The sequence below is a fragment of the Nonomuraea sp. WAC 01424 genome, assembly GCF_003947315.1.
Lineage (GTDB): Bacteria > Actinomycetota > Actinomycetes > Streptosporangiales > Streptosporangiaceae > Nonomuraea > Nonomuraea spiralis.
In genome coordinates this window covers 384,772-399,465 of the sequence record NZ_QHHZ01000002.1, presented here as the reverse complement: position 1 = coordinate 399,465, position 14,694 = coordinate 384,772, and the positions used below count along the sequence as shown (strand labels likewise).

Annotated in this window: 16 protein-coding genes; 4 read left to right on the top strand and 12 right to left on the bottom strand. The window is 70.4% G+C overall.

Features of this window, described 5'->3' with window-relative positions:
- Complete coding sequence (locus tag DMB42_RS07225; RefSeq protein ID WP_260477543.1) at nt 1–669, bottom strand: TetR/AcrR family transcriptional regulator C-terminal domain-containing protein; 669 nt, start codon at nt 667–669, stop codon at nt 1–3.
- Nucleotides 670–745: 76 nt separating this feature from the next.
- Between DMB42_RS07225 and DMB42_RS07220 the strand changes: the two genes are divergently transcribed.
- The gene (locus tag DMB42_RS07220; protein ID WP_125631893.1) at nt 746–1,174 is read left to right on the top strand and encodes a hypothetical protein; all 429 of its coding nucleotides are present in this window, start codon (nt 746–748) and stop codon (nt 1,172–1,174) included.
- Nucleotides 1,171–1,692 (top strand): nitroreductase/quinone reductase family protein, encoded by a 522-nt coding sequence (locus tag DMB42_RS07215; RefSeq protein ID WP_221762038.1) that lies wholly within the window; start codon nt 1,171–1,173, stop codon nt 1,690–1,692. Before DMB42_RS07220 ends, DMB42_RS07215 begins: the two co-directional genes overlap by 4 nt.
- Here DMB42_RS07215 and DMB42_RS07210 read toward each other — a convergent pair.
- Nucleotides 1,678–2,559, bottom strand: coding sequence for an arginase family protein (locus tag DMB42_RS07210; RefSeq protein ID WP_125631891.1), 882 nt, complete (start codon nt 2,557–2,559; stop codon nt 1,678–1,680). The two genes, DMB42_RS07215 and DMB42_RS07210, sit on opposite strands and share 15 nt — an antisense overlap.
- 28 nt (nt 2,560–2,587) lie before the next feature.
- Between DMB42_RS07210 and DMB42_RS07205 the strand changes: the two genes are divergently transcribed.
- Nucleotides 2,588–3,118: a CGNR zinc finger domain-containing protein gene (locus DMB42_RS07205; RefSeq protein WP_125631889.1), complete on the top strand. Its 531-nt coding sequence runs from the start codon at nt 2,588–2,590 to the stop codon at nt 3,116–3,118.
- A gap of 24 nt (nt 3,119–3,142) precedes the next feature.
- On the opposite strand, the gene efeB is transcribed toward DMB42_RS07205, so the two are convergent.
- The 7 genes from efeB to DMB42_RS07170 all read right to left on the bottom strand — a co-directional run bounded on the left by efeB (nt 3,143) and on the right by DMB42_RS07170 (nt 10,982).
- Nucleotides 3,143–4,405 carry an iron uptake transporter deferrochelatase/peroxidase subunit gene (gene efeB / locus DMB42_RS07200; RefSeq protein WP_125631887.1) on the bottom strand — a complete coding sequence of 421 codons (1,263 nt, stop codon included), beginning with the start codon at nt 4,403–4,405 and terminating at the stop codon, nt 3,143–3,145.
- A gap of 26 nt (nt 4,406–4,431) precedes the next feature.
- Nucleotides 4,432–5,571 carry an iron uptake system protein EfeO gene (gene efeO, locus DMB42_RS07195; RefSeq protein ID WP_125631885.1) on the bottom strand — a complete coding sequence of 380 codons (1,140 nt, stop codon included), beginning with the start codon at nt 5,569–5,571 and terminating at the stop codon, nt 4,432–4,434.
- An 11-nt stretch (nt 5,572–5,582) separates the two neighbouring features.
- Nucleotides 5,583–6,416, bottom strand: a complete 834-nt coding sequence (gene efeU, locus DMB42_RS07190) for an iron uptake transporter permease EfeU (RefSeq protein ID WP_125631883.1) — start codon at nt 6,414–6,416, stop codon at nt 5,583–5,585.
- A 123-nt stretch (nt 6,417–6,539) separates the two neighbouring features.
- Nucleotides 6,540–7,907: a glycoside hydrolase family 5 protein gene (locus tag DMB42_RS07185; RefSeq protein ID WP_125631881.1), complete on the bottom strand. Its 1,368-nt coding sequence runs from the start codon at nt 7,905–7,907 to the stop codon at nt 6,540–6,542.
- Nucleotides 7,908–7,909: 2 nt separating this feature from the next.
- The gene (locus DMB42_RS07180) at nt 7,910–8,755 is read right to left on the bottom strand and encodes a carbohydrate ABC transporter permease (RefSeq protein WP_125631879.1); all 846 of its coding nucleotides are present in this window, start codon (nt 8,753–8,755) and stop codon (nt 7,910–7,912) included.
- Nucleotides 8,752–9,711 (bottom strand): carbohydrate ABC transporter permease, encoded by a 960-nt coding sequence (locus DMB42_RS07175; RefSeq protein ID WP_125631877.1) that lies wholly within the window; start codon nt 9,709–9,711, stop codon nt 8,752–8,754. Before DMB42_RS07175 ends, DMB42_RS07180 begins: the two co-directional genes overlap by 4 nt.
- Entirely contained in the window at nt 9,708–10,982 is a 1,275-nt protein-coding gene (locus DMB42_RS07170; RefSeq protein WP_125631875.1) for an extracellular solute-binding protein, read from the bottom strand. The genes DMB42_RS07175 and DMB42_RS07170 overlap by 4 nt, the downstream gene beginning before the upstream one ends.
- Nucleotides 10,983–11,134: 152 nt before the next feature.
- Here DMB42_RS07170 and DMB42_RS07165 point away from each other — a divergent pair, with 152 nt between their 5' ends.
- Complete coding sequence (locus DMB42_RS07165) at nt 11,135–12,145, top strand: LacI family DNA-binding transcriptional regulator (protein ID WP_125631873.1); 1,011 nt, start codon at nt 11,135–11,137, stop codon at nt 12,143–12,145.
- 277 nt (nt 12,146–12,422) lie between these two features.
- On the opposite strand, the gene DMB42_RS07160 is transcribed toward DMB42_RS07165, so the two are convergent.
- From DMB42_RS07160 to DMB42_RS07150, 3 genes are all read right to left on the bottom strand, one after another.
- Nucleotides 12,423–12,848, bottom strand: a complete 426-nt coding sequence (locus DMB42_RS07160; RefSeq protein ID WP_125631871.1) for a type II toxin-antitoxin system VapC family toxin — start codon at nt 12,846–12,848, stop codon at nt 12,423–12,425.
- Nucleotides 12,845–13,084, bottom strand: coding sequence for a hypothetical protein (locus DMB42_RS07155; protein WP_125631869.1), 240 nt, complete (start codon nt 13,082–13,084; stop codon nt 12,845–12,847). The genes DMB42_RS07160 and DMB42_RS07155 overlap by 4 nt, the downstream gene beginning before the upstream one ends.
- A 216-nt stretch (nt 13,085–13,300) precedes the next feature.
- The gene (locus DMB42_RS07150; RefSeq protein WP_125631867.1) at nt 13,301–14,641 is read right to left on the bottom strand and encodes an FAD-binding oxidoreductase; all 1,341 of its coding nucleotides are present in this window, start codon (nt 14,639–14,641) and stop codon (nt 13,301–13,303) included.
- Between the last annotated feature and the right edge of the window lie 53 nt (nt 14,642–14,694).

Here is a 14,694-nt window from a genome sequence, read left to right as displayed (position 1 = left end):
TCACGGCGTGGCGAAGCCGCGCAACATGGCTTCGAGCGCGAAGTCGAAGCGGGGGTCGGTCCCGGAGGCGGGCTGGGCGCGCCGGGCCCGGGTGGCCTCGGCGAGGAGCGGGGTCTCCAGCAGGTCGGGCTCGGGGATGTCGCGCATCCGGCCGCCCTGCTCGGGCCGGTCGCCGCCGCCTCCGGCCAGGAGGGCGGCGTGGCCGACGACGAAGCCGGTCACGGCGTAGAGCATGTCCAGCGCGTGGTCCGGCGGCACCCCCGCGGCCCGCAGCACGTGGAGCGCGTCCTCCATCAGGCGCAGGTTGCGCGGCGTGATCGCGGGCCGGCCGACCACCAGGGGGAGCAGGTTCGGGTGCGCGAGCAGGGCGCGCAGCAGCGCGTGGGCGTACTCGCGCAGGCCGTCCTGCCATGAGGCGGCCTCGTCCAGCAGTGGCGCGGCCTGCGTGACGAGCTCCTCGACCAGGCCGTCCAGCAGGGCTTCCTTGCCGGCGACGTGCTGGTAGAGGGACATGGCCTCGACGCCGAGCTCCTGGCCGATGCGGCGCATGGACAGCGCCTTCAGCCCTTCGCGGTCGGCCAGCGCCAGAGCCGCCCGCAGGATGCCCTGCCGGGTCAGGCCGGCGTTCTGGCCGCGGGTGCGCTTCGGGGACATGGTGGCCTTTCTCACAACCCTGATTCTTACTTCGTAAGTATAGTGGGGCCAGGCAAACATACGTTGTAAGAATCATGGAAGGACACAGACGATGACAGGGAAGCCGCGGGGCGCCCTCGCCCTGATGTACGGCGGCGCCGCGCTCACGGTGTTCGCCACCCTCTTCGTGTTCATCGGCCGGGACGGCCTGGCCGAGCACCTCAGCACCGGTTACCCGGCCCTCGCGCCCGGGAAGATCGACGAGGGCGTCACCCTCTACACGGTGATCCTCTGCGCCGTGGGAGCGCTTGGGCTCCTCGGCTGGCTCGGCGCCGCCGGGGCGGCCCGCGCCGGCAAGGGGTGGGCCCGCTGGGCGGCGGCCGGCCTGTTCGCGGTCGCGCTCTGCTTCACGGTCGCGGCCCTGACCGTCCGCGACACCAACGGCGAGGTCGGCCTCGCGCCGCTGCTCGGCTGGCTCCAGGTCCTGCCGCTGATCCCCGGGCTCGTGGCGGTCGTGCTGTTGTGGAGAAGGGCGGGATGACGGCGGCCCGGAGCGCCGGGCGTGCCGTCCTGGGCGGGCTCGCGGCGCTCAAACGCCTGATGTACCGGGGTGGACGGCCCAACGCGCTCATGCGGGCGATGAACCGGCTCGACGCGCTGACGTACGGGACCCGCTGGTTGTCACCGCGTCCTGGCGCGGTGCTCAAGGTGGTGGGACGTCGTAGCGGGAGCCTCACGTCGGTGCCCGTCGCGATCGCCCGCTGCGATGGGGCCGAGTTCCTGGTGTCCATGCTGGGGCCCGACGCGAACTGGGTGCGGAACGTGCGCGCCGCGGGCGGCCGGGCCGTGCTCTCCCGTCGCGGGCGGGAGGTTCCGGTCGTGCTCGACGAGGTCCCGGCCGAGCGCCGTGCCGAGATCCTGCGCCGCTACGTCGCCGTCGCGCCCGGCGCGCGTCCCCATCTCGGACTCGGGCCGAAGGCGCCCCTGGAGCGGTTCGGCCGGATCGCGTCCCGCCACCCCGTCTTCCGGATCCTGCGGGCGGGGTCAGGTCAGGGCTGAGACGAGGATGTCGGTCAGGGTCGCCGCCTGGCTGCCGTCCTCGTCGAGGTCGGGGTCGAGGATCGTGACCTGGATCCCGGCCGCTCCGGGCAGCGCGACCAGCCCGCGGACCAGGTCGGCGAGCTGGTCGCCGGTCAGGCCGCCGGGGGAGGGCGAGTCGACGGCCGACACCACGGACGGGTCGAGCACGTCGGCGTCCACGTGGATCCAGAACCCGTCGAGGTCGTCGCGTACGAGCACCCGCTCGGCGGCCTCCAGCGGGATGTCGTTCCCGGCGACGAAGGCCAGGCCGCTGCCGGAGATGTCCCGTACGTCCTCGTCGTCGCGCACGCCGAGCACGATGACGTCCTCGTCCCGCACGTACGGGCGCAGGCCGTCGATGTCGGTCAGGTAGTCCTCGCCACGGCCGGTGATGAGGGCCAGGTCCTCGCCCGCCGCCGCGCCGACGTGCGGGGAGTTGCCCAGGTGGCGGAAGTCGGCGTGGGCGTCGAGGTAGGCCACGCCGTAGCGGCCCGTCCTGCGCAGCGCGAGGGCCGGGCCGAGCAGGATCGAGCAGTCGCCGCCGAGCAGGACGGGGAAGCCGCCGGACTCCCTGATCCCGGCGACGCGGGCGGCCAGCTTCCGGGTGTAGTCGGCGATGGCCCGGCCGTTGCGCACGCCGTCGCCGGGCTTCCAGGTGGCCACGTAGCGGGGCGGGACGAGCGTGCCGGCGTCGGCCGCGCCCAGCCGGGCGACCAGGCCGTTGTCGCGCAGCGCCCATGGTGCCTTGTAGCAGCCGGGGATGACATCCTCAGCCGGTGGGCGCAGCCCGAGGTTGGAGGGCGCGTCGAGGATGGTCAGGTTTCTGTCAGGGGTTATAGTGCTCATAGTCGTGACAGTAGCAGGAGGGTGAGGGATGCGCCAGTTCACCGAGACAGGTCTCGTGGCCGTCGATCTGGCCAACACGTGGGACGAGTACCTGGACGAGCCCGAACGGCTGCCCGACGTGACGGAGCTCCGCCGCTTCTTCCGGGAGCTGGACGAGGACCCGCGCGGCGTCGAGGAGGAGGACCTGCCCGCGGTGCGGGAGGTGCGGGGGCGGCTGCGGGGCGTGCTCGCGGCGGAGCCGGCCGGCCGGGCGCAGGCCCTGGCGGAATGGGTGGCCGGATTGCCGGTACGGGCGGCGGTGGAGGAGGCCGGCGGCGTGCCTCGGCTGCGGCTGGTCGCGCCGGAGGGGGCGACGGCGGCGGGGCGGCTCGCCGTACGGGCCGTCACCGAGCTGCTGGAGCTCGCCGCGTCCGGTGACTGGGAACGGCTGCGCCGGTGCGCGGCCACGCCGTGCACCGACGCCTTCGTCGACCGGAGCCGGCCGGGCAAACGCCAGTTCTGCTCGACCCGCTGCGCCAACCGCGCCCACGCCCAGGCCTCCCGCGCCCGCCACCGCTGACGGCGGGGGCGCCGGAGGGCGGGGTCAGGCGAACAGGGTGCGGCCCCAGTAGTCGCCGGCGTCCTGGACGCCGGGCGGGCAGGCGAACAGGCCGCTGGAGACGTGCTTGATGTACTCGTTGAGCGCGTCGTGCCTGGCCAGGTTCATCTGCACGGGCACGAACTGCTTGCGCGGGTCGCGCTGGTAGGCGATGAAGAACAGCCCGGCGTCCAGGCGGCCGAGCCCGTCGGAGCCGTCCACGAAGTTGTAGCCGCGGCGCAGCAGGTGGGCGTTGCCGTTGTTGCTCGGGTGCGCCAGCTTGACGTGCGAGTCGTCCTTGATCATCGGCTGGCCGTCGGGGCCCTTGGCGGCGAAGTCCACCGCGTCGAACTCGGCCTTCCCGCCCAGCGGCGCGCCCTCGCCCTTGTCCCTGCCGAAGATCTGCTCCTGCTCGGCGAGCGAGGCGCGGTCCCAGGTCTCGATCGTCATGCGGATCTTCCTGGTGACCATGTACGTGCCGCCCGCCATCCAGGCGGTGCCGTCCGCGACGGCCGCCCACAGGTGGTCGCGCAGCAGGTCGGCGTCCTCCAGCTTCATGTTGTTGGTGCCGTCCTTGAAGCCCAGCAGGTTGCGCGGGGTGGCCTGGGCGCGGGACGTGGAGGACGTACGGCCGAAGCCGAGCTGCGACCAGCGCACGGAGACCTTGCCGAACCCGATCCTGGCCAGGTTGCGGATGGCGTGCACGGCGACCTGGGGGTCGTGGGCGCAGGCCTGCACGCAGATGTCCCCGCCCGAGATCTCCGGGATCAGCTGCTCGCCCGGGAACTTCGGCAGGTCGGCGAGGGGGGCCGGGCGTTTGCCGGCCAGGCCGAACCGGTCGTCGAACAGCGACGCGCCGAACCCGATCGTCAGCGTGAGCCCCGAGGCGGGCAGCACGAGCGCCTCGCCCGTGTCGTCGGGCGCGGCCTCGGCGGCCCCGCCGACCGCGCCGAACGCCCCGGCCTCCTTGCCCTGCGTCAGCCGGGCCGCCGCGGCGGTCCACTCCTGGAGCAGGTCGACCAGTTCGGCCTTCTTGTCGGTGATGACATCGAAGGCCACGAAGTGCAGCCGATCCTGCGCCGGCGTGACGACGCCCGCCTGATGCCCGCCGTAGAACGGGTACGGGTCGGACGTCGAGGCCGCGTGCGCGACCGGCGGCTCCTCAAGCAGCGACCTGGTCGTCACCGCCCCCGCCCCGATCACCGCCGCCCCCGCGGCCCCGAGCCCGAACAGCTTGCGGCGGCTCATCCGCCCGCCTGCCTGCGACATCGCCCCCACCTCCCGCTATCTGGCCGCTACTTGGCGATGACCGGTGCGATCTTGCTGATCGGCTCGGCCAGCGCGTTGATCGCGTCGGACAGCGCCTTCAGCTCGGCCTTGGACAGCTCGTCGTGCAGCTTCCAGCCGTCGCCCTTCTGGTGCGCGCCCAGCGCGGACTCGGCCGCGGCGAACTTCTCGTCCAGCGTCTTGACCAGGTCGGGAGCGCGCTCCTCCAGCACCGGGCGCAGGGCCTGCACGGCGGCCTTGGAACCCTGGAGGTTGGCGTCGAAGTCCCACAGGTCGGTGTGCGACCAGATGTCCTCCTCGCCGGTGATCTTCCCGGAGGCCACCTCGTCGAGCAGCTCCTTGGCGCCGTTGGCCAGGTTGAGCGGGGTCAGCTCGGCGGCGTTGGACTTCTGGACGATCGTCTTGACGTCGGCGATCAGCTTGTCGGCGACCGGGCCGTCCTTGCTGATGTCCTTCTTGATCCACAGATCCTTCTCGATCCGGTGGAAACCGGTCCACTCCTCGCCGTCGGCGAGGTCGGCCTCGCGGGCGTCGATGGCCGGGTCGAGGTCGCCGAAGATCTCGGCGACCGGCTCGATGCGCTCCCAGTACGTCCGCGAGACCGGGTACAGCTCCTTGGCCTTGTCGATCTGGCCGCCCTTGACGGCGTCCACGAACTCCTGGGTCTTGACCAGCAGCGTGTCGCTCTGCGACTTGATGTAGCGCTTGTAGCTGGCGACCGCGTCCGCGAGCTGGGCGTCGGAGTTGAGCGCCTTGTGCTCGCCGGTCACCTTCAGCGCGTTACGGATGCCCTTGCCAACCATGCCGGGCTTGCACACCGCCTCGTACGCGCCGGCCGGCAGCTCGGCGACCAGCTCCCTGGTCAGGCCGGGCACGATGTTCTCGACCTCGGCCATGACCCGGTCACCGGGGGCGTACACGTAGAACTCGGTCACCTTCGACCCGCCGTTGGTGATCGTGAACGTGCTCGTGCCCGCGGCGATCTCGGCGGTCGCGACCTTGCACTCGGTGTCCGACGCGGCCACGGTGATCTTGCCGGGCGCGGCGGCGGTCCCCTTGGAGGCCTCTCCGGCGGTGGTGCCCGCGCCGCACGCGGTCAGGCTCGCGAGGGCGAGCGCGCCGAAGGACAGGCTGATGGCGGTACGCATGATGCTCCTGTTCAGGCCGCGGGGGCGGTGGAGGCGGGCGTGGTCTTCACCCGTTGGGGCAGCAGGAAGAGGACGAGAGTCGGCGCGAGGTAGACGAACCAGGCCACGGCCTCGACGACGCTCGGCTGCGGTGTGATGTTGAGCATGCCGGAAAGCAGTGCGCCGTACCAGGAATCGGCGGGCAGGATCGCGCTGATGTCGAAGGCGTAGGTGCTCAGACCGGGCAGGAGGTTGGCCTCCTGGAGGTCGTGCACGCCGTACTTGAAGATGCCGGCGGCCACCAGGATCAGCAGCAGGCCCGTCCAGGTGAAGAACTTGGTGAGGTTGATCTTCAGCGCGCTCTTGTACAGGCCCCAGCCGATCAGCACGGACGTGAGCAGGCCGAGCGCGATGCCGATCAGCGGATCGGCGGTGGCGGTCGCGCCCTGGACGGCGGCGAAGAACAGCAGCGCCGTCTCCAGCCCCTCGCGGGCCACGGCCAGGAAGGCCATCACGACCACCGCGAGCGAGCCCATCTGGAGCGCGTCGGTGAGCTTGCCCCGCAGCTCGCCGGAGAGCGCGCGGGCGGTGCGCCGCATCCAGAAGATCATCCAGGTGACGAACGCGACGGCGAGCAGCGAGGTGATCGCGTCGAACAGCTCCTGCCCGGTGTGCCCGAGGTTGGCGGCGGTGAAGGTCAGCAGCGCGCCGAAGCCCACGGAGAGCGCGACCGCCGCGGTCACTCCCGTCCAGACCTGGGGCAGCTTGTCCTTCCTGTCGCTCTTGACGAGGAAGGCGATGAGGACGGAGACGACGAGTGTCGCCTCCAGTCCTTCGCGCAGTCCGATGAGGTAGCTGGCGAACACCGTCACTCCCGCTCGCTGAGGAAAGGCTTACCTAAATTAGGGCAGCCGAAGCATACCTAGTGCAAGCGGTGATGGCGATAGTTTGCCCGGTGGTGTGACGCACCCGACTGGTTGAGTGGTTTGTCACCTCTTGAGATTGTCGGCCAGCAGGTCGAGCAGCGGCTCCCGTCGTACGCACTGCTCCCGCGCGAACGAGTCGGCCAGGGCGAGCAGGTCGTCGTCGCCGAGGCCCCTGAACAGCTCGGCGTACTCGGGCAGCAGGGCCTGGGCGATGAGGATGTGCCTGATCAGGTCGTCGGTCTGGTAGCGCGCGCCCCACGGGTACGGCTCCCATCCCGCGAACTCGGTCTCGACCAGCCGGTGCAGCGGGCCGAGCGCGTCGGCGTACTCCTCCATGGTCGAGCCCCACCGGTCCGCGCCGAGCCGCCGCTTCTTGTCGATGAACGCGCCGAACCTGCTCAGGTACGCCCCCGACGCGTGCACCAGCCCCTGCAACCCCACGTCCTTGTACGTCCAGAGCGACCAGCCCGCGCCGTGGCCGTCGTAGATGTCGAGCTGGTCGCGCAGGATCCGGTAGCGCTGCGCGTCCCGCTCCGGGTCGCCGGTGTAGACGGGCCCGAACTCGCCCACCCACAGCGGCGTGCCGGTCTCCCGCTGGAAACGCGAACGTTTGGCGAAGGCCTCCTCCAACTGGCCCCGGTCACACCACTCACCCCTGGTGAACCCCGGGTACGGGCCACCGTGGGCGAACCCGGCCAGCGCGTAGTCGTGCATGACGAACACCGTGTTCTCGTACATCTCCCGAAATATCGAGAAATCGGTGGCGTAGGTGTTTCCGTCCAGGAACAGGACGTGGTCGGGGTCGGCGGCCCGTACGGCCTTCACCAGCCGGTCGTAGAACGGGCCGACCACCTTGCCCGAGACGTCGCCCGGCTCGTTCACCGGGTTGTACCCGGCCACCCAGGGATGCCCGCGGTGGTGGTCGGCCAGCGCCTCCCACAGGTGCACGGCCCGGTCCTGGAAGTGGCGGTGTTGCCACAGCGCCGCCACGTGCGTGGGGTTGTCGCTGTGCCAGTGCTGGTTCTGGGAGCCGGGCAGGGCGTGCAGGTCGATCACGCTGTAGAGGCCGCGCTCGCCCAGCAGGCCGATGACCCGGTCGAGGTGCCGGAAGCCCCTGGGGTCGAGCTCCATGGGTCGGTCGTCGGTCTCCCAGTGGTGGTAGTTGACCGGGATGCGCACGCAGTTCATGCCCAGCCCGGCCAGCAGGGCGGCGTCGTCCTCGGTGAAGAACGAGGTGAGCAGCCGGTCGAAGAAGAGCTCGGCCCGCTCCTCGCCCAGCACGCCGCGGACGGCCGCGCGCATCGAGGTCTCGTTGGCGGGATGGCCGGTGATGAAGTTCTCCATGTTCATCCAGCCCCCGAGACCCACCCCCCTGAGCCGTACCGGGGTGCCGTCGGAGGTGCGGAGCGAGCTTCCGGACACTCGGAGCATGTTCACCCTTTCGTCGCACCCGCGGTGAGCCCACCGACCAGGTGACGTTCAGCGATGGCGTAGAACCCGAGCGCCGGCAACATGGCCAGGATCAGGTAGGCGAGGACGCGTGCGGTGTCGGCGGCGTACTGGCCCTGGAACTGCTGGATGCCGAGCGGCAACGTCCAGCTCGTCTCGTCGCTGAAGACCACCAGGGGCAACATGAAGTTGTTCCAGCTCCCCACGACGGCCAGCACGGAGACCGTCGCGACGGCCGGGCGGGCCATCGGCAGCAGGATCCGCCAGAAGAACCCGAACGGCGAGCAGCCGTCGATGATCGCGGCCTCCTCGATCTCGCCCGGGATGCCGCGGAAGAAGCCCCGCAGGATGATGATCGTCAGCGGCAGCCCGAACGCGGCCTGCGTCAGGATGACGCCGAGCGGGTTGTCCAGCAGCCCGAACGTACGCAGCAACACGAAGATCGGCAGAATGGCCACCGCGAACGGGAACATCAGCCCCGCCGTGAACAGCGTGAACAGCACCTCCCTGCCCCGGAAGGCGAAGCGGGCGAAAACGAACGCGGCCAGCGCCGACAACCCGACCATCACCACGGTCGTGGCGACCGCGATGAACGTGCTGTTCCACACCTGCCGCCAGAACGACCCCGACCCGAGCACGTCGGTGTAGTTGGCGACCACCCAGGGGTCGGGCAGGCCGAACGGGTCGCTCGACAGCCGGCTGTTGCTCTTGAACCCGCCGAGCAGCGCGTACACGATCGGGACGAGGATGAACGCGCCGACGATCCAGGCGATCGCGTGCAGGGGCAGGGTGGGGCGGCGCCGCCGTACGGGCGGCCTCCCGTGGTTCATCGGCGGCCTCCCATGGACGTGGTCGCGCCCTCCAGGTCCCGGCGCATCACCACGCGCTGGTAGACGAGGGCGAAGACGAGACTGAGCGCGAACATCACGACGCTGATCGCGTTGGCGTAACCCACCTGGGAGCGCTTGAAGCCGAACTCCATCATGGTGATGGCCATCGTCTCCGAGGAGTGCGACGGGCCGCCCCCGGTGAGGATCCAGACCAGGTCGAACAGCTGGATCGTGTAGATGACCGACAGGAACACGCTGATCCTGATCGTCGGCCCGAGCAGCGGCAGCGTGACGTGCCGGAACGTCTCCCAGGGCGTCGCGCCGTCGATCTGCGCGGCCTCGATCAGCTCGTTCGGGATGCCCTGCCGTCCGGCCAGGTAGATCATCATGTGGAACCCGAAGTACTTCCAGGTCATGACCAGGAAGAGCGAGGGCATCACGGTGCCCGGATCGGCCAGGAACTCCGACTCAAGCCCGAACACCGACAGGATCTGGTTCGCCATCCCGCTGCCCGGCGACAGGATCAGCGAGAACAGCACGCCCGTGATCACCTCGGACAACACGTACGGCGCGAAGAACACCAGCCGGTACACCGCCCGCCCCCGGATGCGCTGGTTGAGCAGCATCGCGACGGCCAGCGAGAACGGGAGCTGGACCACCACCGTGAGCAGGACCAGGACCGCCAGGTGCCACAGGTCGGTGGCGAAGATGGCGGAGGAGAAGAGCCTGCTGAAGTTGTCCAGGCCGACGAAGTCGGTGGGCAGCCCGCCGAAGCCGTTCCACTTGAACGCGCTGGCGTAGACCGCCACCAGGATCGGGCTCACCACCAGCAGGAGGAACAGGACCAGCGCGGGCAGCAGGAACAGCGCGATCGTCACCGCGCGCCCGCGCCGCCGCCCGGCCCGCGCGGGGGCCGGAAGCGTGGGCGCCTCCGGCCCTCGGGTCAGGGTCGTCATTCGCTCTTGGCCACTTCACTGATGTCCTGGCCGACCTGCTCGGCCGTCTTGGTGCCGGCGATCAGCTCGGCCACGCTGTCGTTGACCTGCTGGCCGACGGCCGGCGGATACGCCTGGTCCAGGTAGAGCTGGTAGCCGGAGGCGCCGGCCAGCAGGGTCGCGACCTGCTTGAGGTTGGCGTCCTTGACCGCGCTCTCCTCGCCCTTCAGCACCGGCAGCACGCCGCCCGCCTCCACGGCCTTGGTGTGCTGGTCCATCCGCGTCATGAACTTCACGAACTCCACGGCCTCCGGGGGCGCGTCCGCGCCCACCGAGAGGCCGTTGCCGCCGCCGAAGGCGTCGCCGGTCGAGCCCTTGCCGCCCTCGACGGACGGGAAGGGGAAGAAGCCCAGGTCGGCGCCGAGCCCCTTGCCCGCGTCCTTCTGTACGGCGGGCGCCCACTGGCCCATGAGCTCGATCGCGGCCTTGCCGTTGGAGATCGTGGCCGCCTGTCCGTCAGGGGTGCCGTACCCGGCTCCGAGGAAGCCCTTCTGGAACGGCTGGAGGTCGGCCAGCGCCTTGACCTGCTGCCCGGCGGCCACGAAGTCGGGTTTGGTGAAGTCGTGGTCCGTGCCGGCCTGCTTGAGCGCGGGCAGCCCGGCGATGCGCATGGCGAGGTAGGCCCAGTAGTAGTGGCCCGGCCACTTCTCCTTGCCCGCCAGCGCGATCGAGGTGACGCCGGACGCCTTCAGCTTCTTGACGTCGTCGAGGAACTCCGCCCAGGTGGCGGGCGGTGCCGAGATGCCCGCCTTGGCGAAGAGCTGCTTGTTGTACCAGAAGCCGACCAGCCCGATGTCCGTGGGCAGCCCGTACGTCTTCCCATCGAACTGGTACGCGCTCAGCGCCGCCGGCGTGAACGTGTCCAGCACCGGGGCGACGTCGCCGGAGACGTCCTTGACCAGGCCGGCGTCGATCTGCTGCTTGAGCACGCCGCCGCCCCAGGTCACGAAGACGTCGGGCACCTTGCCCGACTGGGTGATGGTGGTGAGCTTGGCCTTGTAGGCGTCGTTCTCCAGGACGGTCGCCTTGATGGTGACGTTCGGGTGCGCGGCCTCGAAGTCCTTGGCCCGCTGCGCCCACAGGGACTTCAGCGGCTCGGCCGTGGACAGGTGCCACCATTCGAGCGTCACCTTGGCGGGTTTCTGGCTCTGCTGGGAGCCGGTGGGCTGCCCGCTGTTGCCGCACCCGGCGACGAGCACGGCGGTGGCCATGAGGGTCAGACCGCGTTTCATTCAGGGGTCCCTTCATCGGGCACGAGCGGTATGAAAGTTTCGTAGTCCCCCCGATAATTTCGTTGGTCGGAGCATAGGTATGTGCTGCGCAAGGCGTCAATAGCTGTCGTGGGAGCGGTGCCGTTCCGAAAGTTTCGGATACACTCCCGAACGTGTCAGCTAAGAGGCGCGTGACGATCGCACTGATCGCAGAAGAGGCCGGGGTCTCCATCCCGACGGTCTCCAAGGTCATCAACGGCCGGCCCGAGGTGGCGCCGGCGACCCGTCACAAGGTCGAACGGCTGCTCCAGGAGCACGGCTACCAGCGGCGCGTCAGCCAGGACGACACCCCCGCCGGGCTGATCGACCTGGTGTTCGCCGAGATCGAGTCGCCGTGGGCCATGGAGATCGTGCGCGGCGCGGAGAGCGCGGCCCACGAGGCCGGGGCCAGCGTCGTCATCTCGGTGCTCCACACCCACGCCGGTCCGGGGCGCGACTGGCTCGAACGGCTGGCCGCCCGCCGTACGGACGGCGTCGTCATCGTCGCCTCACGCCTGTCCACCGGCGTACAGGCGCAGCTCAGCGCGCGGTCGCTGCCGTTCGTGGTGGTCGACCCGGAGGGCGAGCCGGCGCCCGGCGTCGTCTCGGTCGGCGCCACCAACTGGAACGGCGGCCTCGCCGCCACCCGCCACCTGCTCGAACTCGGCCACCGCCGCATCGGCGTGATCAGCGGCCCCGCCGACATGTTGTGCAGCCAGGCCCGCGTGGACGGTTACCGCGCCGCCCTGGAGACGGCCGGCGTGCCCCTGGCCCCCGAACTGGTCCGGCGGGGCACCTTCCTCGTCGACTCCGGCCACGACCAGGGACATGAACTCCTGTCGCTGGACGAACCGCCCACGGCCATCTTCGCCGGGTGCGACCTGATGGCGTTCGGCGTGTTCGAGGCCGCCCGGCAGCGGGGGTTGCGCGTGCCCGAGGATCTGAGCGTCGTGGGGTTCGACGACCTGCCGCTGTCCAAGTCGGCCTGGCCGCCGCTGACGACCGTACGGCAGCCGTTGCAGGAGATGGCGGCGCTGGCCACCCGTACGGTGCTGGGGATGGGGAAGGGCGAGGTGCCGGAGACGAAACGGGTGGAACTGGCCACGGAATTGATCGTGCGGGAAAGCACGGCACCCGTGGAGTGACGAGGCTTCTCACAGCCCTGACGGCCTTCGCCCCCCGGCCCGATGCTCATCACCCTGCGGCCCAACGGCCTTCGCCCTCCGGGCTCAGCCGCCGTTCACCCCAGCGCCTGCGGCGCACCCCCCCCGCGCCTGCGGCGCCATGGCCACCCACCCCTGACTCCTGCCCTACGAGAGGGTGGACCTGCTACGCCCCCCTGCACGTCCACTCGACGGCCTTCTGGACGGGCACGCCATGCGGACCAGGGGGCGGGAACGTATGAGCTGCGCAGGCTCTGTTTCACGACAACTTCTCGGGCAGCAACGTGAACGCCACCACATGACGTGGGCGTACCAGCGAGAAGTCCCGTCGATCGAGGGTTGCTATGTGCGTGATGGAGAGCCGCTCGGCGATCGCTACGACAGATACGTCTGCCGGATCGAGGCATGAGTCCCTATAAAGACGCACAAGTTGTGCCATGCGGCGTACATCCGCTGGGATCAGGTTGACCAACTCGAACTCTTCCGTCACGAGATCCAGGAACTGGGCGTGTACGGACGCTCCCATGTGTCGATTGATGATCCAACCGGCCTCGATCAGGACCGTCGTCGGCAGCAGCAGTGGCCCGCTCGCGCTTTCCAGCAGCCGCAGACAGGAGAGGTGGTGCTTGTCGTCGCGGTCGACCACCGCGATCAAGGGGCCTGTATCGAGAAGAACAGCGGTCACACTGAGCGATTGAACCGTTCGGCCAACAGATCTTCGACACGTTCCGAAAGATTGCCCTCACCTGAGGCGCCAATCCCGGCGATCGAGAGCCGACGACGTACTGGCTTGTCGTCTTCGCCCGAAACATCGGCGAGTTCCGGGTCGGTCTTGACCAGCCGCAGGAGGCGCCGCGCCTGGTCGGACGACAGCCGGTCGACCAGGTGATGAAGCTCCTCGTGCGCATGTCCGGCGCTCATACCTGCGAGTGTACGTTGGCGGAAGCGCCGACAGCCAACCCCTCGGCCAACTGGGTCGCGGCCGGATCGGGCGAGACCTGGACCCAGGGGCGCGTCACCCACTGTCATCACGCCGATCAGCACGTCAGGTGTGCTGGCCCGGCCCAGGGCTTCGGCCTCGGCCTCGGCGAGCCGAGATACGAGCAGGGGGCGCCGATGCCCTCGGACGCCGGATGTTCACAGGAACAGGTTGTGGGGGTCGTGGGTGGTCTTCAGGGTGGTGAGTCTGTGCCAGGTGGCCGGGGTGTACGCGTCGGCGGCCTGGGCCGGGGCTTCCGGGCCGGCGAGGAAGTTGCGGAAGCGGAGGCCCGTGCTGGACGGGTCGGCGAGGTCCAGGGGTGGTTTCGGGTTCGTGCCGGCCATCGCGATCGTGGACAGGCTGTAGGCGGCCGCGCGGTGGTCGATCGCGTTCGGGACGTCCGGGGGCGCGGCCAGGGCGCCGCCCAGGCGGCGGATCTCGACCATCGCGTGGTCCGGGTCGGCGTGGTCGAACAGGTCGGCGCCGACGGTGTGGAGCATCAGGGAGAGCTCGCGGTAGGCGGCGGGTTCCGTGGGGTCCTCGTGGACGGCGGCGATCTCGGTGTAGGGGCGGTCCCTGACGGTGTCGCCGATCGGACCCAGGGCACGCAGCGGGGCGATCAGGTCGTCCGGGGTGGGGAGTGACGACGGGTGGGCGATCAGGTTGTCCGGGGCGGGGGAGGCCACGTGGGCGATGCGGATGGCGGTGACGTGGGTGTCGGGGAGGCGTAGGAGGGCGATGGACGTGCTCGTCGTGTCGGGCAGGTCGCGGCTCCAGGCGAGCCAGCTCGCCAGCACCTCGGACGCGCGTTCGGCGGGGAAGCGCAGCAGGCCGCCGTGGAAGCGGGGGATCGCGGCCAGGTCCAGCTCCATCGCGGTCACCACGCCGACGCCCGGCCGGCCGCCGCGCAGGGCCCAGAAGAGGTCCTGGTTCTCGTACGGCGTCACCGTGCGCAGGGTGCCGTCGGCCGTGACCAGGTCCAGGGATCTGACCCGGTCGGCGGCCCAGCCGAGTGTGCGGCCGAGCACGGGCAGCCCTCCGCCCAGCGTGTAGCCGATCGCGCCGACCAGGGGAGATGAGCCGTTCGGCGGGGCGAGGCCGTGCTCGGCGGCGGCGTCCACGACCTGGCTCCAGCGCACCCCGGCCTCGACGCGGGCGACCCGGGTGGCGGGGTCGACGGAGAGCCCGGTCATCCTGCGGGTGTTGATCAGCAGGGCGCCGTCGGTGGGCGCGGACAGGCCGTGGCCGGTCGCCTGGACCGCGACGCGCAGCCCGGCCGACCGCGCGTGCGCGAGCGCCTTCCGCACGTCGGACACGTCCCGTACGCCGACGACCACGGCGGGGCGGGCCGAGGCGGCGATGGTGTTGAAGCGGGCCGTCTCGTCGTCGTACCCGGGTTCGTCCGGGACGAGGACCGGGCCGTTGAAGTGGGAGATCACGGCAGCCAGTCGATCGCGGAAGCGGGCGGGGAACCAGACGGGGTTCGTCCGGACTGTCATCACGCGTCGTGATGAATCGGGCGGCCTCGCCTGTGGGAGGGGACCGGGCGTGG

What these genes read in the sequence shown, in the direction of transcription:
- DMB42_RS07220 (WP_125631893.1), top strand. Translation starts at nt 746, where the DNA reads ATGACAGGGAAGCCGCGGGGCGCCCTCGCCCTGATGTACGGCGGCGCC.
- DMB42_RS07215 (WP_221762038.1), top strand. Translation starts at nt 1,171, where the DNA reads ATGACGGCGGCCCGGAGCGCCGGGCGTGCCGTCCTGGGCGGGCTCGCG.
- DMB42_RS07210 (WP_125631891.1), bottom strand. Translation starts at nt 2,559, where the DNA reads ATGAGCACTATAACCCCTGACAGAAACCTGACCATCCTCGACGCGCCC.
- DMB42_RS07205 (WP_125631889.1), top strand. Translation starts at nt 2,588, where the DNA reads ATGCGCCAGTTCACCGAGACAGGTCTCGTGGCCGTCGATCTGGCCAAC.
- efeB (WP_125631887.1), bottom strand. Translation starts at nt 4,405, where the DNA reads ATGTCGCAGGCAGGCGGGCGGATGAGCCGCCGCAAGCTGTTCGGGCTC.
- efeO (WP_125631885.1), bottom strand. Translation starts at nt 5,571, where the DNA reads ATGCGTACCGCCATCAGCCTGTCCTTCGGCGCGCTCGCCCTCGCGAGC.
- DMB42_RS07185 (WP_125631881.1), bottom strand. Translation starts at nt 7,907, where the DNA reads ATGCTCCGAGTGTCCGGAAGCTCGCTCCGCACCTCCGACGGCACCCCG.
- DMB42_RS07180 (WP_125631879.1), bottom strand. Translation starts at nt 8,755, where the DNA reads ATGAACCACGGGAGGCCGCCCGTACGGCGGCGCCGCCCCACCCTGCCC.
- DMB42_RS07175 (WP_125631877.1), bottom strand. Translation starts at nt 9,711, where the DNA reads ATGACGACCCTGACCCGAGGGCCGGAGGCGCCCACGCTTCCGGCCCCC.
- DMB42_RS07170 (WP_125631875.1), bottom strand. Translation starts at nt 10,982, where the DNA reads ATGAAACGCGGTCTGACCCTCATGGCCACCGCCGTGCTCGTCGCCGGG.
- DMB42_RS07155 (WP_125631869.1), bottom strand. Translation starts at nt 13,084, where the DNA reads ATGAGCGCCGGACATGCGCACGAGGAGCTTCATCACCTGGTCGACCGG.
- DMB42_RS07150 (WP_125631867.1), bottom strand. Translation starts at nt 14,641, where the DNA reads ATGACAGTCCGGACGAACCCCGTCTGGTTCCCCGCCCGCTTCCGCGAT.